At 60.5% G+C, this 19,226-nt stretch carries 15 protein-coding genes, 4 tRNA genes and 1 pseudogene; 5 read left to right on the forward strand and 15 right to left on the reverse strand.

Annotated features, from left to right (window positions below; translation table 11 throughout):
• Positions 1 to 11: 11 nt before the first annotated feature.
• Together AAEO81_RS20590 and AAEO81_RS20595 are read right to left on the reverse strand one after the other, a co-directional pair.
• Positions 12 to 647, reverse strand: a complete 636-nt coding sequence (locus tag AAEO81_RS20590; protein ID WP_341958793.1) for a 2-dehydro-3-deoxy-6-phosphogalactonate aldolase — start codon at positions 645 to 647, stop codon at positions 12 to 14.
• A gap of 1 nt (position 648) precedes the next feature.
• Complete coding sequence (locus AAEO81_RS20595) at positions 649 to 1,665, reverse strand: 2-dehydro-3-deoxygalactonokinase (protein ID WP_341958794.1); 1,017 nt, start codon at positions 1,663 to 1,665, stop codon at positions 649 to 651.
• 363 nt (positions 1,666 to 2,028) lie between these two features.
• Between AAEO81_RS20595 and AAEO81_RS20600 the strand changes: the two genes are divergently transcribed.
• Positions 2,029 to 3,192 (forward strand): acyltransferase, encoded by a 1,164-nt coding sequence (locus AAEO81_RS20600; protein ID WP_341958795.1) that lies wholly within the window; start codon positions 2,029 to 2,031, stop codon positions 3,190 to 3,192.
• Positions 3,193 to 3,389: 197 nt separating this feature from the next.
• On the opposite strand, the gene asd is transcribed toward AAEO81_RS20600, so the two are convergent.
• The 4 genes from asd to leuC all read right to left on the reverse strand — a co-directional run bounded on the left by asd (position 3,390) and on the right by leuC (position 7,884).
• Positions 3,390 to 4,502: an aspartate-semialdehyde dehydrogenase gene (gene asd / locus AAEO81_RS20605; protein ID WP_341958796.1), complete on the reverse strand. Its 1,113-nt coding sequence runs from the start codon at positions 4,500 to 4,502 to the stop codon at positions 3,390 to 3,392.
• A gap of 84 nt (positions 4,503 to 4,586) precedes the next feature.
• A complete protein-coding gene (leuB, locus tag AAEO81_RS20610) occupies positions 4,587 to 5,669 on the reverse strand; it encodes a 3-isopropylmalate dehydrogenase (RefSeq protein WP_341958797.1) in 1,083 nt (360 codons plus the stop codon).
• A gap of 141 nt (positions 5,670 to 5,810) precedes the next feature.
• Entirely contained in the window at positions 5,811 to 6,449 is a 639-nt protein-coding gene (leuD, locus tag AAEO81_RS20615) for a 3-isopropylmalate dehydratase small subunit (protein ID WP_341958798.1), read from the reverse strand.
• Positions 6,450 to 6,459: 10 nt separating this feature from the next.
• The gene (gene leuC, locus AAEO81_RS20620) at positions 6,460 to 7,884 is read right to left on the reverse strand and encodes a 3-isopropylmalate dehydratase large subunit (RefSeq protein WP_341958799.1); all 1,425 of its coding nucleotides are present in this window, start codon (positions 7,882 to 7,884) and stop codon (positions 6,460 to 6,462) included.
• 157 nt (positions 7,885 to 8,041) lie between these two features.
• Here leuC and AAEO81_RS20625 point away from each other — a divergent pair, with 157 nt between their 5' ends.
• Complete coding sequence (locus AAEO81_RS20625; RefSeq protein WP_166598513.1) at positions 8,042 to 8,926, forward strand: LysR family transcriptional regulator; 885 nt, start codon at positions 8,042 to 8,044, stop codon at positions 8,924 to 8,926.
• A gap of 112 nt (positions 8,927 to 9,038) precedes the next feature.
• Positions 9,039 to 11,132: pseudogene (locus tag AAEO81_RS20630) on the forward strand (bifunctional diguanylate cyclase/phosphodiesterase); the annotation flags it as partial.
• Between the two features lie 71 nt (positions 11,133 to 11,203).
• Here the strand turns inward: AAEO81_RS20630 and AAEO81_RS20635 are convergent.
• The 9 genes from AAEO81_RS20635 to gltX all read right to left on the reverse strand — a co-directional run bounded on the left by AAEO81_RS20635 (position 11,204) and on the right by gltX (position 16,329).
• The gene (locus AAEO81_RS20635) at positions 11,204 to 11,647 is read right to left on the reverse strand and encodes an Hsp20 family protein (RefSeq protein ID WP_166598511.1); all 444 of its coding nucleotides are present in this window, start codon (positions 11,645 to 11,647) and stop codon (positions 11,204 to 11,206) included.
• 113 nt (positions 11,648 to 11,760) lie between these two features.
• Positions 11,761 to 12,720 carry a tRNA-dihydrouridine synthase family protein gene (locus tag AAEO81_RS20640; RefSeq protein ID WP_341958800.1) on the reverse strand — a complete coding sequence of 320 codons (960 nt, stop codon included), beginning with the start codon at positions 12,718 to 12,720 and terminating at the stop codon, positions 11,761 to 11,763.
• A gap of 66 nt (positions 12,721 to 12,786) precedes the next feature.
• On the reverse strand, positions 12,787 to 13,227 hold the full coding sequence (locus AAEO81_RS20645; protein ID WP_341958801.1) for a thioesterase family protein: 441 nt from the start codon (positions 13,225 to 13,227) through the stop codon (positions 12,787 to 12,789).
• A gap of 83 nt (positions 13,228 to 13,310) precedes the next feature.
• Entirely contained in the window at positions 13,311 to 13,850 is a 540-nt protein-coding gene (locus tag AAEO81_RS20650; RefSeq protein WP_341958802.1) for a TetR/AcrR family transcriptional regulator, read from the reverse strand.
• A gap of 282 nt (positions 13,851 to 14,132) precedes the next feature.
• A tRNA-Glu gene (locus AAEO81_RS20655) sits at positions 14,133 to 14,208 on the reverse strand.
• Positions 14,209 to 14,260: 52 nt separating this feature from the next.
• A tRNA-Ala gene (locus AAEO81_RS20660) sits at positions 14,261 to 14,336 on the reverse strand.
• Positions 14,337 to 14,388: 52 nt separating this feature from the next.
• Positions 14,389 to 14,464: transfer RNA gene (locus AAEO81_RS20665), tRNA-Glu, on the reverse strand.
• A gap of 86 nt (positions 14,465 to 14,550) precedes the next feature.
• Positions 14,551 to 14,626, reverse strand: a tRNA-Ala gene (locus AAEO81_RS20670).
• 221 nt (positions 14,627 to 14,847) lie between these two features.
• The gene (gene gltX, locus AAEO81_RS20675) at positions 14,848 to 16,329 is read right to left on the reverse strand and encodes a glutamate--tRNA ligase (protein WP_166598337.1); all 1,482 of its coding nucleotides are present in this window, start codon (positions 16,327 to 16,329) and stop codon (positions 14,848 to 14,850) included.
• Between the two features lie 239 nt (positions 16,330 to 16,568).
• Here gltX and AAEO81_RS20680 point away from each other — a divergent pair, with 239 nt between their 5' ends.
• Entirely contained in the window at positions 16,569 to 17,624 is a 1,056-nt protein-coding gene (locus tag AAEO81_RS20680) for an HlyD family secretion protein (RefSeq protein ID WP_341958803.1), read from the forward strand.
• 49 nt (positions 17,625 to 17,673) lie between these two features.
• Positions 17,674 to 19,164 carry an MDR family MFS transporter gene (locus AAEO81_RS20685; protein WP_341964582.1) on the forward strand — a complete coding sequence of 497 codons (1,491 nt, stop codon included), beginning with the start codon at positions 17,674 to 17,676 and terminating at the stop codon, positions 19,162 to 19,164.
• Positions 19,165 to 19,226: the final 62 nt, after the last annotated feature.

Genomic DNA, 19,226 nt, shown 5'->3' on the forward strand with positions numbered 1-19,226 from the left:
AAATCTCAGGGTTATTGATCTTTCGACGGACGCGCCTGATTCCAAGCCTCCACATACGCCTTGGCTCGCTCCGCGACGTCGTCGGCGCTCATGCCCGGTTTGAACAGGCCCGAACCCAGGCCAAAGCCTCGCACACCGGCGTCCAGAAACACCTTCATGTTGTCCGGCGTGATGCCGCCCACCGGCAGCAGAATCGTTCCCGCAGGCAGCACCGCCAGCCAGGCCTTTACCACGGCGGGCCCCATTTGTTCGGCAGGAAACAGTTTCAGCACGTCGGCGCCATTGGCCAGCGCGGCGAACGCCTCGGTCGGCGTCGCCACACCCGGCGACAACAGCAGGCCTTCGGCCTTGGCGGCGCGCAGCACGTCAGGATCACTGTGAGGCATGACGATGACTTGGCCGCCCGCCTCTTTCACCTGACGCACGTGCCCCGCGGTCAATACCGTGCCCGCGCCGATCAGGCAGTCGGCAGGAAGACGCTGACGCAGCAAGCGGATGCTGTCGTACGGCTGCGGGGAATTGAGCGGCACTTCAATGACGCGGAATCCGGCGGCATACAGGACGTCGCCGATGGCCGGAGCTTCTTCAGGGCGCAGGCCGCGAAGGATCGCCACCAGGCCGTTTTGCGCGAGGGCTTGCTTGAGCATGTCAGTTCTCCACGTGGAGGGGCCGGGGAGCGGCCGTAGAAAGAGAAGTCGTCAGACCGGCTTGCACTGCGACCTGCCACAGGCCGCGTTCGGTGGCCTGTTCGGCGAAGGTCACGTGGGGGAAGCCGTTGGCGTCCAGCGCACGTTGATAGCGTTCGAGCAACGCGCCGCTGCCGATCAGAATCACCGAGGGCAACGGGGTTTCGGTGTGTTTCAGCAGGTGCGTCAAGGCAACGATTTCGTGGCCGATGAGCAGGCCGGAGAGGTAATCGGGTTGTGAAGCGCCACCGAGTGCACCGGTCAGACCCAGGGTCCGCGTGCTGAAGATGGTGGACAGTAGCCCCGCAGCGCCTTCGGGCGAGAGCGATACAGCCACCCCGCGATCAAAGGCGGCGACATCGAACGCCTCGCTGCGCTGCATCGTGCGACCCAGGATGGTGTGAGCAGACAGCGCGGCATAGACCTCGCCGGTCATGAACGTGTCGAAATGCACGATGCAGCCGTCCACCGCCCTCACCCACTTCGAGTGGCTGCCAGGCAGGCCGATCAACAACGATTGGCGGGCGTCGGCGGCAGGGAGCGAGTCGAGAATGCCAAGGACCTGAGTTTCTTCGCCACGCATGACATTGGGCAGGGCCGAGCGCTGCAAAACCCCCGGCACGATGTGGACGTCGACCCCGCGCGCACTGCGAACGGTCACCAACGCATCGCTCAAGGCCCTGACGCTGGCGGGGGTTTCCTGATACACCGCTTCGCGCCAGCCCTGCGCACTGCCGACCATCCCGCACGCGATCACGGGCAAGTGGGGTTCAGCGTCGAGCCAGTCGCCACAAGCTTCGTCGAAGGCCAGTTCGAAGCCGTCACTGCACAGTTGCCCTGCGATCGGCCGAGGCTCGGACGGCAATTGCATGATGCCCGCGCTGAGCGAGCGATGTTCCAGAACCCGACCGTGTTCGCCGAGTCGATACGCACGAAGGGACGTCGTTCCCCAATCGAGCGCGATCAATTGCGCCTGCATGGCTTCACCTGATTGTTATTAATGAGTGAATGCGAAGCGAACTATAAACCTCAAAACGGGATTATCTCAATATGTAAATTACAGTCCCATATTGTGGGATTAAAAAGCCTCAGTACGTTTGGCGACGAATGTTGATCCTGCCGAGCCGAGCGGTCTGGTGCGGTCCCCAACGACTGGGGCATACTGCCGACTTCGCGGGATCGACTCCCGTATTCGTTCCCCCGCTCATCGGCCGTTCGCGCCGAGGTGGTAACTTCTCCGTTTGTTTTTTACCTCCCCCGTTTCCGGGGGCTCGGACGCGCACGCCTGCGCTGCCCGCATTGCCGTCCACCTTCTACACTCATCTACAAAAGGACCCGTCAGATGAAGCGTTTCCTCGTGCTCGACAGCTTTCGCGGCCTCTGCGCATTGGCTTTTATCGTCCATCACTCGCACATCGAACGCAGCATCACCGAGCTGACGTTCTTCCGAAATGTCAGCCAGTTCGTGGGATTTTTCTTCGCTCTCAGCGGGTTTCTGATCTACCGGCGCTACAGCGACCACCTGCACACACCCCGCCATGTGAGTGAATTCATGGTGACCCGCGCCTGTCGGGTGGTGCCGATGCATGTCGCGGTGCTGTTGTTTTTCATCGGCTTCGAATGCCTGAAATGGGTGCTTGAACGACGCGGGTTGTCGTTGAACTACCCGGCCTTCAGCGGTGACCGTTCGCCAGGGGAAATCCTGCCCAACCTGCTGTTGATTCAGGCATGGTGGCCGGGGTTTAACGCACTGTCGTTCAACTACCCATCGTGGTTCATCAGCGTGGAGTTCTACGTCTGGATGACCTTCGCGCTGATCCTGTTCGCACTCCCCCGCCTCGCACGCAAGCTGATCACGTTGCTGTGCGTGTTGGCGTTTATCGCGCTGTACAAGGACTTCAGTCCGATTCCGCACAATGTGTTGTGGGGCATTTCCTGTTTCTTCGCAGGGGCAATCACCTACCGGATTTACGCGCGGGTGCGGGATTCGATGCCGGGCCCGGTGATCGGGACGCTGCTGGAAGCGGCGGTATTAGGCGCCATTTACTGGGTCATGACCGAGGGCGAGCTGCCGCTCACCGTGGAACTGGGGCTGTTGTTCTGCCTGGCGATTCTGATCTTCGCGTTTGAAGCGGGCCTCATCTCACGAGCACTCTCGTTCAGGCCATTTCCGGCGCTGGGGAAATTGTGGCTGTCGATTTACCTGACCCACGCGGCAGTGATTTTCGTGCTGGCGACTGCACTGACCGTCGTGGCGAAATTCAGCGGGTATGGGTTACTGGTGGACAAACCAAGTGAAGCGACCGGGACGATGGTGCGGTATTTGAGTACTGGCAGTGCGCTGAACGATAACTTGCTGATGCTCTTTGTGGTGGTGGCGGTGGTCGTGGTCTCGAGGCTCACACACTGCTATATCGAAGCCCCGGGAATCCGGTTTGGCAAGCATTGGAAACACCGGACGTTGATGCGTCGGCGCAAGGATGATCCGCCGGTTGAAGGGGCTTGAAGGCGTAGGCCCTGCCCCTGTAGGAGCGAATTCATTCGCGAGACTTCAGTACAGCCGGTAGAAATGTGTCGGATGTACGGCCCATCGCGAATGAATTCGCTCCTACAGGAGATCTGCGGTGTGCCTTAATTCTCGCGAACGCCCATAAAAAAACCGCCCCTAAAGGCGGTTTTTTTGCGTTCGACCAACGCGTCGAATCAACGCTCCAGCAGAATCCGCAGCATGCGACGCAGCGGTTCGGCCGCGCCCCACAGCAGTTGGTCGCCCACGGTAAACGCGCCCAGGTATTGAGAACCCATGTTCAGCTTGCGCAGACGGCCAACCGGAATGTTGAGCGTACCGGTCACCGACGTCGGGCTCAGCTCCTGAATGCTTGCCTCCCGAGTGTTCGGCACCAACTTCACCCACGGGTTGTGCTGGCTGATCATGCCTTCGATGTCGGCAATCGGCACGTCCTTGTTCAGCTTGATGGTCAGCGCCTGGCTGTGGCAACGCATCGCACCGATGCGCACGCAGATGCCATCGACCGGGATTGGACGGTTGAAGCGACCCAGAATCTTGTTGGTCTCTGCCTGCCCTTTCCACTCTTCGCGGCTCTGACCGTTCGGCAGTTCCTTGTCGATCCACGGGATCAGGCTACCCGCCAGCGGCACGCCGAAGTTCTCGGTCGGGAACGCGTCGCTGCGCATGGCCTCGGCCACTTTGCGGTCGATGTCCAGAATCGCGCTGGCAGGGTTCGCCAGATCATCGGCGACCGCTGCGTTGATGGTGCCCATCTGCTTGATCAGCTCGCGCATGTTCTGCGCGCCGGCGCCCGAGGCCGCCTGATAGGTCATCACGTTCATCCACTCGACCAGACCGGCCTCGAACAGACCGCCCAGCCCCATCAGCATCAGGCTGACGGTGCAGTTGCCACCAATATAGTTCTTGGTGCCCGCGTCCAGCTGCTGGTCGATGACCTTGCGGTTGACCGGGTCGAGGATGATCACCGCGTCGTCCTGCATGCGCAGGGACGAAGCCGCGTCGATCCAGTAACCCTGCCAGCCCGCTTCGCGCAGCTTCGGGAACACCTCGTTGGTGTAGTCGCCGCCCTGGCAAGTCAGCACCACGTCAAGGGTCTTGAGCTCGTCGATGCTGTACGCATCTTTCAACGGCGCAATGTCCTTGCCCACCGACGGACCTTGTCCGCCGACGTTGGAGGTGGTGAAAAAAACCGGCTCAATGAGATCGAAATCCTGCTCTTCCAGCATTCGCTGCATGAGCACGGAACCCACCATGCCGCGCCAACCGACCAGACCTACACGTTTCATCGCAACTACACCTTCATTAAAAGTGGGGCCCTGCTCTGTTCGAGAGTCTCTTCGACTCGATCTTGCAGAAGCGGGCCCGAGATATTACAGATTGCGCAGCGCGGCGACTACGGCGTCACCCATTTCCTGCGTACCGACTTTGGCATTGCCTTCGGACCAGATGTCACCGGTGCGCAGGCCTTGGTCGAGGACCAGGCTCACGGCCTTCTCGATAGCGTCCGCCGCCGTGTGTTCGTTGAAGCTGTAACGCAGCATCATCGACACCGAAAGGATGGTCGCCAACGGGTTGGCAACGCCTTTGCCCGCAATGTCCGGCGCCGAACCGTGGCAAGGCTCGTACATGCCCTTGTTGTTCGAATCCAGCGACGCCGACGGCAGCATGCCAATGGAGCCAGTGAGCATCGACGCTTCGTCGGACAGGATGTCTCCGAACATGTTGTCGGTGACCATCACGTCGAACTGCTTCGGTGCGCGGACCAGTTGCATCGCCGCATTGTCCACGTACATGTGGCTCAGCTCGACATCCGGGTAATCCTTGGCCACCTGCTCGACCACTTCACGCCACAGCTGGCTGGAGGCCAGAACGTTGGCCTTGTCCACTGAGCACAGCTTCTTGCCACGCACGCGGGCCATGTCGAAGCCGACACGGGCGATACGGCGGATCTCGCTCTCGCTGTACGGCAGCGTATCGTAAGACTGGCGCTCGCCGTTTTCCAGCTCGCGGGTGCCCCGTGGCGCGCCGAAGTAGATACCGCCGGTCAGCTCGCGAACGATGAGAATGTCCAGGCCTGCGACGATTTCCGGCTTGAGGCTGGAAGCGTCGGCCAGTTGCGGGTAGAGGATCGCAGGACGCAGGTTGGCAAACAGACCCAGTTGCGAACGGATTTTCAGCAGGCCGCGCTCCGGGCGAATGTCACGCTCGATCGCGTCCCATTTTGGGCCGCCCACCGCGCCCAGCAACACCGCGTCGGCCGCACGGGCACGGTCCAGCGTTTCGTCGGCCAGTGGCACGCCGTGCTTGTCGATCGCCGCGCCACCGATGACGTCGTGGCTCAGTTCGAAACCCAACTGATACTTCTCGCTGGCCAGCTCCAGCACCTTGACCGCTTCGGTCATGATTTCAGGACCAATGCCGTCACCGGGGAGAATCAGAATCTGCTTGCTCATAGAACCCTCGTTTCAAAATGGCGGTCGGCCCCTGCTGCGGGGCCGACTCAGGAGCAACAAGTTTCGGGCTGCAAGCTGCAAGAAAAAGCAGTCGCGCCACGTCCAGCTTGTCGCTTGAAGCTTACAGCTCGCAGCTGCTTCTTAACGGAAGAGCCAAGGCTGCGACGCGCGGTGCTTGCCTTCGAACGCAGCAATCGCATCGCCGTCCACCAGCGTCAGGCCGATGTCGTCCAGGCCGTTCAGCAGGCAGTGCTTGCGAAAGGCGTCGATCTCGAAGTTGTACACCTTGCCACTTTCCGCCGTAACGGTCTGCGCGGCGAGGTCCACTTTCAACTGGTAGCCCGGCTTGGCTTCCACGGCCTTGAACAGTTCATCGACTTCGCTTTCGCTCAGGATGATTGGCAACAGGCCGTTCTTGAAGCTGTTGTTGAAGAAGATGTCGGCGTAGCTCGGCGCGATGATGCTGCGAAAACCGTACTCTTCCAGGGCCCACGGCGCGTGTTCGCGGCTCGAACCGCAGCCGAAGTTCTCACGGGCCAGCAACACGCTGGCGCCTTGGTAACGTTCGTGGTTGAGGACGAAATCCTTGTTCAGCGGACGCTTGGAGTTGTCCTGGTACGGCTGACCCACGTCCAGATAACGCCACTCGTCGAACAGGTTCGGACCGAAGCCGGTGCGACGGATCGACTTCAAGAACTGCTTGGGAATGATCTGGTCAGTGTCGACGTTGGCGCGGTCCAGCGGAGCGACCAACCCGGTGTGTTGAGTAAAAGGCTTCATGCGGGGCTCCTTAGTGCTGGCTCAGGGTGCGAACGTCGACGAAACGGCCATTGACCGCTGCAGCAGCTGCCATCGCCGGGCTCACCAGGTGGGTGCGACCACCCGCACCCTGACGGCCTTCGAAGTTACGGTTGGAGGTGGACGCGCAATGCTCGCCGCTCTCCAGGCGATCCGGGTTCATCGCCAGACACATGGAGCACCCTGGCTCACGCCATTCGAAACCGGCCTCGATGAAGACCTTGTCCAGCCCTTCCTTCTCGGCCTGGGCTTTTACCAGACCCGAACCCGGCACCACGATCGCCTGCTTGATGGTGGACGCCACTTTGCGGCCTTTGGCGATGTCGGCTGCGGCGCGCAAATCTTCGATCCGCGAGTTGGTGCAGGAACCGATGAACACACGATCCAGCTGAATGTCGGTGATCGCCTGATTGGCCTTCAGGCCCATGTATTTCAGCGCGCGCTCGATGGAGCCACGCTTGACCAGATCGGTTTCCTGCGCCGGATCAGGCACATTCTGATCGACCGCGAGGACCATTTCCGGCGAGGTACCCCAGCTGACTTGCGGCTTGATCTGCGCAGCGTCCAGCTCGACCACGGTGTCGAACACCGCGTCGTCGTCAGACACCAGGTCTTTCCACGCCTCGACGGCAGCATCCCATTGCTCGGCAGTCGGTGCGAACGGGCGACCCTTGACGTAGGCAATGGTCTTTTCGTCTGTGGCCACCAGACCGACGCGCGCGCCCGCCTCGATGGACATGTTGCAGATGGTCATGCGGCCTTCGACGGACAGGTCGCGAATGGCGCTGCCCGCGAATTCGATGGCGTGGCCGTTACCGCCGGCGGTGCCGATCTTGCCGATGACCGCAAGGACGATGTCCTTCGCGGTGACGGCGAACGGCAGTTTGCCTTCGACCTTCACCTGCATGTTTTTCATTTTCTTGGCGACCAGGCACTGGGTGGCGAGCACGTGCTCGACCTCGGAGGTGCCGATGCCGTGAGCCAGTGCGCCGAACGCGCCATGGGTCGAAGTATGGGAGTCGCCACAGACCACGGTCATGCCAGGCAAGGTGGCGCCCTGCTCCGGGCCGATCACGTGAACGATGCCCTGACGCACGTCGTTCATTTTGAATTCGGTGATGCCGTATTCGTCGCAGTTGTCATCCAGGGTCTTGACCTGAAGACGCGACACCTGATCGACGATGGCGTCAACGCCGTCCTTGCGGTCCGGGGTGGTCGGCACGTTGTGGTCAACGGTCGCGACGTTGGCGTCGATGCGCCATGGTTTGCGGCCCGCCAGGCGCAAGCCCTCGAATGCCTGTGGCGACGTCACTTCGTGAATGATGTGACGATCGATATACAGCAGCGCCGAACCATCGTCGCGCTGCTTGACCAAATGCGAATCCCAGAGCTTGTCGTAGAGCGTTTTGCCGGCCATCAGACGGTTTCCTCATCAGCTTGTTTCTATGCCGCGGGCCATTGCGTCACGGCGACGCATCAAAGACCCCTTGGCTTGTGGGGTAGATGCTATGGAATATGCTTAAATAACTCAAATTCATATTTTTCATGCTTTGGATAACCAACAGGAATTCGAGATGGATTTGGCAAACCTCAATGCCTTTATTGCCATTGCCGAAACAGGGAGCTTCTCCGCCGCCGGGGAGCGTTTGCACCTGACGCAACCTGCGGTCAGCAAGCGCATCGCCGGTCTGGAACAGCAGCTCAATGTTCGCCTGTTCGACCGATTGGGCCGGGAAGTCAGCCTGACGGAAGCCGGTCGCGCCCTGCTGCCTCGGGCTTATCAGATCCTGAACGTGCTGGACGACACGCGTCGCGCCCTGACCAACCTGACCGGAGAAGTCAGCGGCCGGTTGAGTCTGGCGACCAGCCACCACATCGGCCTGCACCGCCTGCCTTCCTTATTAAGGACCTTCACCCGCACCTATCCCGAGGTAGCGCTGGACATCGAATTTCTCGACTCCGAGGTCGCCTACGATGAGATTCTTCACGGCCGTGCCGAACTGGCCGTCATCACCCTCGCCCCGGAACCCCATTCGCTGGTCAAGGCCGTGCAAGTCTGGAACGATCCGCTGGACTTCGTCGCCGCTCCGGAACACCCGCTGGCCAACATGCCCACTGTGACACTGGCCGACATCGCGGCGTATCCCGCAGTCTTTCCCGGCGGCAATACCTTCACCCATCACATCGTCAGCGGGTTGTGCGAGGCGGAAGGCCTCAAACCGAACATCGCCATGAGCACCAACTATATGGAGACGATCAAGATGATGGTGTCCATCGGGCTGGCATGGAGTGTGCTCCCCCGAACCATGCTCGACGAACAAGTGGCGCGTATTCCGCTGCCGGGCATACAGCTGCACCGCCAGCTAGGCTACATTGTCCACACGGAACGCACGCTGTCGAACGCCGCCCGGGCGTTCATGGCGCTGCTGGATGCTCAGGCGGACGCTCCTGGGCAGTGATGCTCATTGATCGACATACCAGCTTTATTCTTAGAAGGCTCGTGATCACATGCCCACAACCGCCGACAGCGCACCGTTTCACACGACCGGCCTGGCCCTGACGGCAAAGGAATCGGAAAAACATTTCGCAACGCTGTTCAACCTGAGCCCCAATGTGGTGCTGTTGACACGGTTCGAAGACGGCCTGATCTGCAACGCCAACCGCCATTTCGAGTCCACGTTCGGCTGGCCCATGGCGGACTGCGTGGGGCGTTCGACACTGGACATCGGCCTCTGGCGTGACCCGAAGCAACGGCAGACCGCACTGGACCGGACGTTTGGCGCGACCGAACCGGCCAGTCTCGAAACCCAGTGGTACGCACGTGACGGTCGCACGCTCGATGGCACGCTGCATACCCAGAAGATCGAGCTCACCGACGGTCTGTACCTTCTCAGTACGTTCATCGACAACACCGAGCACCGTCGTGCCCAGCTGGCGCTGAAAGCCAGCGAGGAAAAGTTCGCCAAGGCGTTTCACTCCAGCCCCGACGCCATCATCATCACCGAGAAGGCCACCGGGCGGTATCTGGAGGTCAACGACGGCTTCTGCCGCCTGACCGGTTACAGCGCCAGCGAAGTACTGGGCCACACGGTGTTCGAGTTCGTCATCATGGCCGACATCAGCCAGCGCATGCGCCTGATCCAAGACGTGGAAGAACACGGCAAGGTGCACAACCGCGAGCTGCTCGGCCGCAACAAAAACGGCGACATCATCACGGTTGACGTGTCCATCGACCCGCTGACGCTCGACGGCATGCAATGCCTGCTGATCACCGCCCGGGACATCGGTTTGCTCAAGAGCACCCAGGCGCAGGTTCAGCACCTGGCCTACCACGATTCGCTGACCAACCTGCCCAACCGCGCGCTGTTGATGGACCGCCTCAGCCAGCAGATTTCTTTGCTCAAGCGCCATGACCTGCGCGGCGCCCTGCTGTTTCTGGACCTGGACCACTTCAAACACATCAACGACTCCCTCGGCCATCCGGTCGGCGACAGCGTGCTGAAGATCGTCACCGCACGGCTCGAAGCCAGTGTGCGGTTTGAAGACACGGTTGCGCGCCTGGGCGGCGATGAATTCGTGGTGCTGATCAGCGGCCTGGAAGGCTCGCAAGAGCAGGTCATCGATCAGGTGCGCGGGCTGGCCGACACCCTGCGCGAACTGCTGGCCGAGCCGATGTTTCTCGACGGCCATCGGCTGCAAGTCACGCCCAGCATCGGCGTCGCGTTGATTCCCGATCATGGCTCGACCCCGGCCGACCTGCTCAAACGCGCCGACATTGCGCTGTACCGGGCGAAGGATTCCGGGCGCAACGCCACGCAGCTGTTTCACAGCACGATGCAGAAAGCCGCCAGTGATCGGCTGCGCCTGGAAAACGATCTGCGCCTGGCCCTGAGCCGGGGCGAGTTCAGCCTCAGCTATCAGCCTCAGGTGGACATTCGTGGCAACCGTATCGTCGGCGCCGAAGCCCTGTTGCGCTGGCAGCACCCGAGTTTGGGAAAGCTGCCGCCGCAGCAGTTCATTCAGGTCATGGAAGAAAGCGGGATGATCCTGGAGGTGGGCAACTGGATTCTGGAAGAAGCCTGCAAGACCGGCGGCGAACTGCTGCGCAAGGGGTTGATCGACGGCAACGATTTCAGCCTGTGCGTGAACATCAGCCCCCGGCAGTTTCGTCAGGCGGATTTTGTCGACCGGGTCGAGCGCTGCCTGCGCACCTGCGGCCTGCCCCATTGCATGCTCAAACTGGAAATCACCGAGGGCATCGTCATTCAGAACCTCGAAGACACCATCGCCAAGATGCTGGAACTCAAGCGCATGGGCATCAGTTTTGCGATGGACGATTTCGGCACCGGGTATTCGTCACTCACTTACCTCAAGCGCTTGCCAGTGGACGCGCTGAAAATCGATCAGTCCTTTGTTCGCGACGCCACTACTGACCCCAACGACGCCGAAATCGTCCGCGCCATCATCGCCATGGCCGCGAGCCTCAATCTGGCGATCATTGCCGAAGGCGTGGAAAAGCAGGAGCAACTGGACTTCCTGGCGCAGTTGAATTGCCAGTTTTACCAAGGGTTTCTGTTCAGCGAGCCGCTGGTTCTGGAGCGGTTCGAGGCGTTGTTACGTGGACAAACCAATGAAACAGCCCCGATTCCCTTGGCTGATGCATGACCTGTGGGAGACAAATGCAGGGCCAGCAAAAAAGGCGTCCCGAAGGACGCCTTTTTGCTATCGACTGCGAATCAATGCGCCAGGGTTTTCTGGCCGTTGATCTGGATGCGTTTTGGCTTGGCCTCTTCAGGCACCAGACGCAGCAGGTCGATGTTCAGCAGGCCGTTGGCCAGTGCAGCGTTCTGCACTTCGATGTGATCGGCCAGACGGAACGACAGCTTGAACGCGCGCTGGGCGATGCCCTGGTGCAGGAAGGTCACGCCTTCGGCGGCCTTGTCGCGCTTGCTGCCGGTAACGGTCAGCACACCCTTCTCAACCTGCAACTCCAGGTCTTCTTCCTGAAAACCGGCCGCAGCGATGACGATGCGGTATTGGTCGTCAGCGTGCTTCTCGACGTTGTAGGGAGGGTAAGTGCTGGCCGATTCGTTACGGGCCGCCGATTCGAACAGGTCGTTGAAACGGTCAAAGCCCACGGAAGAACGGAACAGTGGAGCCAGAGAAAATGCGGTAGTCATGTGAATCTCCTGAAATATCAGCAAGTGTTTGTCTCCGCGACCCGACTTCGGCATCGCGTAACCCTTAGATAAGGACAGTCACTTCTGTTTCAAGAGTCGCTATGGAAAATTTTTCAGGCCGCGGCCGATTCGGTCACACCCAGCATTTGGCTGATCCGCTCGCAATCAGTCTCACGCCGCAGCGAATCAAACATCACCGTCGCCTCGGGGTAGCTCTTGGTCAGCAACACCACCCACTGTTTGAGACGGCCTGGCGCCTGAACACGGGTCATTTTGGCCAGCGCTTGCAGCCAGAATTCGCGAATCAAGGGTTGCAGTTCCTGCCAGGTCATCTCGACGACTTCCCGCCCTGCTTCCGCCGCCGCGATCTGACGGCCCAAGTCCGGACGGGCCACCAGGCCGCGACCGATCATGATGTCGCGGGCGCCACAGATTTCCCGGCAACGGCGCCAGTCGTCCACGGTCCAGATTTCGCCGTTGGCAATGATTGGAATCTTCACCACGTCCTGAATCTTGCCGATCCACTCCCAATGTGCAGGCGGCTTGTAGCCGTCCACCTTGGTCCGCGCGTGAACCACGATGTGCTCGGCGCCGCCCGCCTCCAGCGCCCGCGCGCAATCCAGCGCGGGTTCGGTGCTGTCATAACCCAGGCGCATCTTGGCTGTCACCGGAATGTGCGCAGGCACGGCACGGCGCACGTGTTCGAGGATCGAGTGCAGCAATTCAGGCTCCTTCAGCAGCACCGCGCCACCTCGGGATTTGTTCACCGTCTTGGCGGGGCAACCGAAGTTCAGGTCGATGACCGGCGCGCCCAGCTCGGCGGCAAACGCGGCATTCTCGGCCAGACACACCGGATCAGAGCCGAGCAATTGCACCCGCAATGGCACGCCCGCACGGGTCTTCGAGCCATTGAGCAACTCGGAGGCGAGTTTGTGAAAGTAATGCTCAGGCAACAGACGCTCGGTCACCCGGATGAATTCGGTCACGCACCAATCGATGCCGCCGACTTGCGTCAGCACATCGCGAAGAATGTCATCGACCAGGCCTTCCATGGGTGCCAGAGCAATTTGCATGGGTCACACTCGAAAAAAAGTCCGGCAGTTTACTCAGAGGCGTGCCGATTGTGAACGGGCCGCGCGTCAGGAAACGTCTGCCGGCAGCGCGGGCGCGTAGCCTTCGATGAACTCGCTCGGCATCCGCTTCGGTTTGCCGGTCGAGAGTTCGATGCAGACGAACGTGGTTTGCGCTCGCAGCAGCGTGATGCCATCACTGGGTCGCTTGAGTTGAAAGCGCCGGGTCATCTTCAGTTTCTGATCCCAATCGACGATCCAGGTCGCCAATTGCAGTTCGTCATCCTGATATGCGCTGGCCAAGTAGTCGATTTCGTGCCGAACCACGGCCATCGCCCGGTCCAGACGTCGGTACTCGGTCAGGTCCAATCCCAACTGTTGCGAATGGCGCCACGCGCAACGCTCCAGCCAAGTGACGTAAACAGCGTTGTTGGCGTGCCCCAATCCATCGATGTCGTCCTCGTTCACGTGCAGATCGATGACGAACGGCGTTGCCAGATCCCAAACCATGCTCGTTCTTGCCCCTCATGAATACGTTCGTGGGGCAGTGTAACCAAAAGCATCAGAGAGGGTTCGCACCTGTCAGGAACGCCTCACTGCATGGCCGACTTGGCAGCCCGCAAGACGCGATCGGACAGTTCATTCGGCCCCAAGGCGCGGGCCAGCGCCAGACCGCCGAGCATCAGCGCGATATCGGCCAGGGTCTTGTCAGTTTCTTCCGGACTTGAGGCCAACTGCGCGACCATCAACTCGACGTGTTCGGACAGCGCGCCCCGGAAATCGTCCGAAAGCCGCGCCATCTCACCAATTGCAGTGGGCAGCGGACAGGCGTGCTCTTCGGCGTCACGGTGTTTGCGAGACAGATAAAAAGCGGCAAGCAAGGCGCGTCGCTCGTCGCCTGGCAACTGATCGTCAATTTTCGCGACCATCTCCCGGCGCTCGGCGAGCAATTGGTTGAACGCCTCCAGCATCAAGGCTTCCTTACTGTCGAAATGCGCGTAGAACCCGCCTACCGTCAACCCGGCTGCGCCCATGATCTCATTGACGCTGGGCTCCACAGGGCCGCGAGCAATCAGCGCCGAACTGGCCGCGTGGAGAATGCGCTCACGGGTTTGTGCTTTTTTGTCGTTCATGTCCGCCTCCGGGATGATGGGAGTAATATTATCCGCATCATGGGGGATGGCAAGGGCGCCATGCGCTGAGCCCAAGCCTGTGGGAGCGAATTCATTCGCGAGAGGGCTGTACATCCGATGGGAATGCATCGTCTGAAATGCTGATTCGCGGATGAATTCGCTCCCACAGGTTCAGTAGCAGTGTCCGCATCAGGAGATCGAGGAAAGGAAAATAAAACCCCAAAAAAACAAAAGGGCCATTCAATAATCGAATGACCCTTGGTCTCGCAGAGCGAGAAATCGTGGCGTCCCCTAGGGGACTCGAACCCCTGTTACCGCCGTGAAAGGGCGGTGTCCTAGGCCACTAGACGAAGGGGACGCAAAACCTTCAGTCGAATCCGTCATTATACGCTAACGAATCCTGGCAAATTTGGTGGAGCTAAGCGGGATCGAACCGCTGACCTCCTGCATGCCATGCAGGCGCTCTCCCAGCTGAGCTATAGCCCCAGATTTAGCGCCTCGCGGCGGAGATCAACCTTGCGGCGTCACTCGGTAAAGCTGGCGTCCCCTAGGGGACTCGAACCCCTGTTACCGCCGTGAAAGGGCGGTGTCCTAGGCCACTAGACGAAGGGGACGTAACCCTTTGTGTACCTGATCGGTGCTGGTTCCGACTTGCGGTACAAACTCCAAGGCAGTGTAGCCGACCTTGAAGCTTCTAAATTGGTGGAGCTAAGCGGGATCGAACCGCTGACCTCCTGCATGCCATGCAGGCGCTCTCCCAGCTGAGCTATAGCCCCACATTACACTGTCACATCACACTGCGTTGCCGCCGTGTTTCTGTGTTGCCGTGTGGACGGGGCGCATATTAAGTGCGACCCGAATACCTGTCAAACTTTTTTTAAACATATTTCAAAAGAATTTTCCGGGATAACAATCACTTACCGCCCTCCCCCGGAAAACCTCGACCTTTCGCTCGCTGCATGCCGCACTCAGGCGGCACGCAACGACAGAGAGCCGCTCAGCCAATGGCGCCGAGCAGCTTTTCCCACTCTTTGTTTTCTTTCTTCGACACGCCGCCCAGCAGGTCGAGCGCCTGACGCAGACGGTAGCGGGTCAGGTCCGGGCCGAGGATTTCCATCGCATCGGTCACCGAGACCGAGTTCGCCTGACCGGTAATGGCCGCGAACATCAGCGGCATGGCATCACGCAGCTTGAGCTCCAAATGTTCGACCACCGCCTGAATACAGCCGGTGATGGTGTCTTTTTCCCACTGACGCAGCGACTCAAGCTTCCAGAGGATCAGTTGCAGCACCTGACGCACTTGCTCAGGCGACAGCTTCTTGTGCTCGAACAGCTTCGGGTCCGGGTTCACACCACCGGCAAAGAAAAATCCTCCCAGCGGCGCAACCTGGCTGAACGTTTCGACGCGGCCCTGCACGTGGGGCGCGATCTTCATCATGTAGTCGCTGTTGAACGCCCACTTCTGCACGCGGGCGGCAAATTCTTCGACCGGCAGCTCGCGCAGCCATTGACCGTTGAGCCAAGACAGTTTCTCGATGTCGAAAATCGGCCCGCCAAGAGAGACGCGGTTCAGGTCGAAGTGCTCGACCATCTCCTGCAGCGAGAACTTCTCGCGCTCATCCGGCATCGACCAGCCCATGCGGCCCAGATAGTTGAGCATCGCTTCAGGCATGAAGCCCATGCGCTCGTAGAACGTCACCGAGGTCGGGTTCTTGCGCTTGGACAGCTTGCTCTTGTCCGGGTTACGCAGCAGCGGCATGTAGCACAGCGCCGGTTTTTCCCAGCCGAAGTATTCATACAGCAGGATCAGCTTCGGCGCCGATGGCAACCATTCTTCGCCGCGCAGCACGTGGGTGATGCCCATCAGGTGGTCATCGACAACGTTGGCGAGGAAGTAAGTCGGCAGGCCGTCGGTCTTCATCAGGACCTGCATGTCCATGCGGTCCCACGGGATTTCGACTTCGCCGCGCAAGATATCCGGCACCACGCAAACGCCTTCGCTCGGCACTTTCATGCGGATGACATGGGGTTCGCCTGCGGCCAGACGGCGCTCGACTTCCTCCTTGGAAAGCAGCAGCGCACGACCGTCGTAACGCGGGGTTTCGCCACGGGCCATCTGCTCGGCACGCATCTGATCCAGCTCTTCGGCGGTGCAGAAGCATGGGAAGGCATGACCGGCATCGACCAGTTGCTGGGTGTATTTCTTATAGATGTCGCCCCGCTCGCTCTGGCGATACGGGCCGTGAGGACCTCCGACGTCCGGGCCTTCGCTCCACTCGATGCCGAGCCAGCGCAGGGCGTCGAAAATCTGTTGTTCGGACTCGCGGGTCGAGCGCAGCTGATCGGTGTCTTCAATGCGCAGGATGAATTCGCCGCCATGCTGCTTGGCAAAGCAATAGTTGAAGAGTGCGATGTAAGCCGTGCCAACGTGGGGGTCGCCGGTGGGCGATGGCGCGATGCGGGTGCGAACGGTGGTCATGGAAAATTCCGGATAGGTCGAACAAGCCGCGAATCTTAACAGGCACGGCCCTCGCGGCTCCAGCGTCGGTGCGCAGGCGCCCGGATTTCGAGGGATGGGCATGCAGCATAGTCAGGCCGTGGCGTTACGCCAGGGAATGAATACTCGATTATCAATTCGGGTCATTATTGCAACGATGGCTAGGTGCCAGACTCGGTTAGCTGATAAATTTCCTTACATTCTAAAAACCCAGAACGATCATGCCCGCCCAACTCAAACGCCGCCTGTTCATCTTCTTCGGGGTGGTCCTGCTGATCGCCCTCGCCTTCTTCGCCCAGTGGTACTTGAAAGGACGTTTCTACGAAACCACCGACAACGCTTACGTGCAGGGTGAGATCACCCGAGTGTCCAGCCAGCTGGGCGCGCGGGTCAGCGAGGTGTTGGTGCAGGACAACCAGCACGTGGAGAAAGGTCAGTTGCTGGTGAAGCTGGAGCCGGATGATTTTCGTCTGGCCATCGACCGCGCCAAGGCCACTTTGGCCACACGTGAAGCCGAGCGGGTGCAGGCGCAGAGCAAATTGACCCAGCAATCGAGCTTGATCGCCGCCAGTGACGCGCAAGTCCAGGCCAATCAGGCGACCCTGGGCCGCACCCAGCTCGATCTCGCGCGGTTGCAGAAATTGCGCACGCCGGGGTTCGTCTCCGAGGCACAGGTCACCACCATGACCGCCGACAGCAACGTGGCCCGTTCGCAGGTCACGAAAGCTCAAGCCGATGCCCAGAGTCAGCGCCAGCAGGTCAACGCCCTGACCGCTGAAATCAAACGGCTGGACGCGCAGATCGCCACCGCCCGCGCCGACCTGTCCCAGGCCGACATCAACCTGCAACGCACGGAAATTCACGCGCCCATCAGCGGCCTGATCGGTCAGCGGGCGGCGCGCAATGGCCAATACGTGCAGGCCGGGGCGTACCTGCTGTCGGTCGTGCCGGACGAAGACATCTGGGTGCAGGCCAACTTCAAGGAAACCCAGATCGAGCACATGGAGATGGGCCAGTCCGCCGAGCTGACGTTCGACAGCTTCCCCGGCACGCCGATTCAGGGACGGGTCAACAGCCTGTTCGCCGCCTCGGGCGCGCAGTTCAGCCTGCTGCCGCCGGACAACGCCACCGGCAACTTCACCAAGGTCGTGCAGCGCATTCCGGTGAAGCTGACGTTCGCGCCCGACAACCCGTTGCACGGCAAGATTCGTCCGGGCATGTCGGTGACGGTCTCGGTCAATATCAAACCGGCAAACGACCCACACAGTGGCCGGTGACGCGCTGATTCGCCCGGTCGGCGAACCGACCCGGCGCGACTGGATCGCGGTGATGAGCGTGATGCTCGGCGCGTTCATGGCGGTGCTGGACATCCAGATCACCAACTCCTCGCTCAAGGACATTCAGGGCGCGCTGTCCGCCACGCTGGAAGAAGGCTCGTGGATTTCCACGTCCTACCTGGTGGCGGAAATCATCATGATCCCGCTGACCGCGTGGTTGGTGCAGTTGCTCTCGGCACGCAGGCTGGCGGTGTGGGTGTCGCTCGGTTTTTTGATTTCGTCGCTGCTGTGCTCGATGGCCTGGAGCCTGGAAAGCATGATCGTATTCCGCGCCCTGCAAGGCTTCACGGGCGGCGCGCTGATCCCGCTGGCATTCACCCTGACCCTGATCAAACTCCCGGAACACCACCGGGCCAAAGGCATGGCGCTGTTCGCCATGACCGCGACCTTCGCCCCTTCCATCGGCCCGACACTGGGCGGCTGGCTGACGGAAAACTTCGGCTGGGAATACATCTTCTATATCAACATTCCGCCAGGGCTGGTGATGATCGCCGGGCTGCTCTACGGCCTGGAGAAAAAGGCGCCGCACTGGGAGTTGCTCAAAAGCACCGACTACGCGGGGATCGTCACCCTCGGTGTCGGACTGGGGTGCCTGCAAGTGTTCCTGGAAGAAGGCCACCGCAAGGACTGGCTGGAATCGAACCTGATCGTCACCCTCGGCAGCGTCGCGTTGCTGAGCCTGATCACCTTCGTGATCATCCAGTTCTCCAAACCCAAGCCGCTGATCAACCTGGGCATCCTCGGCAACCGCAACTTCGGCCTGTCGAGCATTTCCAGCGTCGGCATGGGCGTCGGGCTGTACGGCTCGATCTACCTGCTGCCGCTGTACCTCGCGCAGATTCAGGGCTACAACGCGCAGCAGATCGGCGAAGTGATCATGTGGATGGGCGTGCCGCAGTTGTTCCTAATCCCCCTCGTTCCCCAACTGATGAAAATCATCCCGCCCAAAGTGCTCTGCACCCTCGGTTTCGGCCTGTTCGGCATCGCCAGTTTTTCTTCAGGGGTGCTCAACCCGGACTTCGCCGGGCCGCAGTTCAACCACATCCAGATCGTCCGCGCGCTGGGGCAGCCGCTGATCATGGTCACCATCTCGCTGATCGCCACCGCGTTCATCCAGCCGCAAGACGCGGGGTCTGCATCGAGCCTATTCAACATCCTGCGCAACCTCGGCGGCGCCATCGGAATTGCGCTGCTCGCCACCCTGCTGGACGCCCGGACCAAGACCTACTTCGACTACCTCCGTGAGTCGATCTCCCCCGCCAACCCTCAGGTCGCCGAGCGCATGGCCCAACTCACCGACCGACTGGGCAATGAAACGGCAGCGCTGGGCAAACTCAGCGAAATCGCCCATCAGCAGGCGGCGATCATGGCCTATAACGACGCGTTCCATTTTGTCGGGTTGGCACTGGGCATCAGCATGGTGGCGGTGATGCTGACCAAGAAATTGCCGAGTGGGGTCAAGGGTGGGGCCGCGCATTAATAGGTGATTTGTCCGGCGCTTCCGATGGGCGCTTAAGACTTTTGGAGACGACTCTGTAGGCC

It is taken from the genome of Pseudomonas sp. RC10 (assembly GCF_038397775.1).
GTDB lineage: Bacteria > Pseudomonadota > Gammaproteobacteria > Pseudomonadales > Pseudomonadaceae > Aquipseudomonas > Aquipseudomonas bambusae.

What these genes read in the sequence shown, in the direction of transcription:
- leuB (WP_341958797.1), bottom strand. Translation starts at nt 5,669, where the DNA reads ATGAGCAAGCAGATTCTGATTCTCCCCGGTGACGGCATTGGTCCTGAA.
- AAEO81_RS20635 (WP_166598511.1), bottom strand. Translation starts at nt 11,647, where the DNA reads ATGACTACCGCATTTTCTCTGGCTCCACTGTTCCGTTCTTCCGTGGGC.
- AAEO81_RS20645 (WP_341958801.1), bottom strand. Translation starts at nt 13,227, where the DNA reads ATGGTTTGGGATCTGGCAACGCCGTTCGTCATCGATCTGCACGTGAAC.
- AAEO81_RS20625 (WP_166598513.1), top strand. Translation starts at nt 8,042, where the DNA reads ATGGATTTGGCAAACCTCAATGCCTTTATTGCCATTGCCGAAACAGGG.
- AAEO81_RS20595 (WP_341958794.1), bottom strand. Translation starts at nt 1,665, where the DNA reads ATGCAGGCGCAATTGATCGCGCTCGATTGGGGAACGACGTCCCTTCGT.
- leuD (WP_341958798.1), bottom strand. Translation starts at nt 6,449, where the DNA reads ATGAAGCCTTTTACTCAACACACCGGGTTGGTCGCTCCGCTGGACCGC.
- AAEO81_RS20590 (WP_341958793.1), bottom strand. Translation starts at nt 647, where the DNA reads ATGCTCAAGCAAGCCCTCGCGCAAAACGGCCTGGTGGCGATCCTTCGC.
- AAEO81_RS20640 (WP_341958800.1), bottom strand. Translation starts at nt 12,720, where the DNA reads ATGCAAATTGCTCTGGCACCCATGGAAGGCCTGGTCGATGACATTCTT.
- AAEO81_RS20650 (WP_341958802.1), bottom strand. Translation starts at nt 13,850, where the DNA reads ATGAACGACAAAAAAGCACAAACCCGTGAGCGCATTCTCCACGCGGCC.
- AAEO81_RS20680 (WP_341958803.1), top strand. Translation starts at nt 16,569, where the DNA reads ATGCCCGCCCAACTCAAACGCCGCCTGTTCATCTTCTTCGGGGTGGTC.
- asd (WP_341958796.1), bottom strand. Translation starts at nt 4,502, where the DNA reads ATGAAACGTGTAGGTCTGGTCGGTTGGCGCGGCATGGTGGGTTCCGTG.
- leuC (WP_341958799.1), bottom strand. Translation starts at nt 7,884, where the DNA reads ATGGCCGGCAAAACGCTCTACGACAAGCTCTGGGATTCGCATTTGGTC.
- gltX (WP_166598337.1), bottom strand. Translation starts at nt 16,329, where the DNA reads ATGACCACCGTTCGCACCCGCATCGCGCCATCGCCCACCGGCGACCCC.
- AAEO81_RS20600 (WP_341958795.1), top strand. Translation starts at nt 2,029, where the DNA reads ATGAAGCGTTTCCTCGTGCTCGACAGCTTTCGCGGCCTCTGCGCATTG.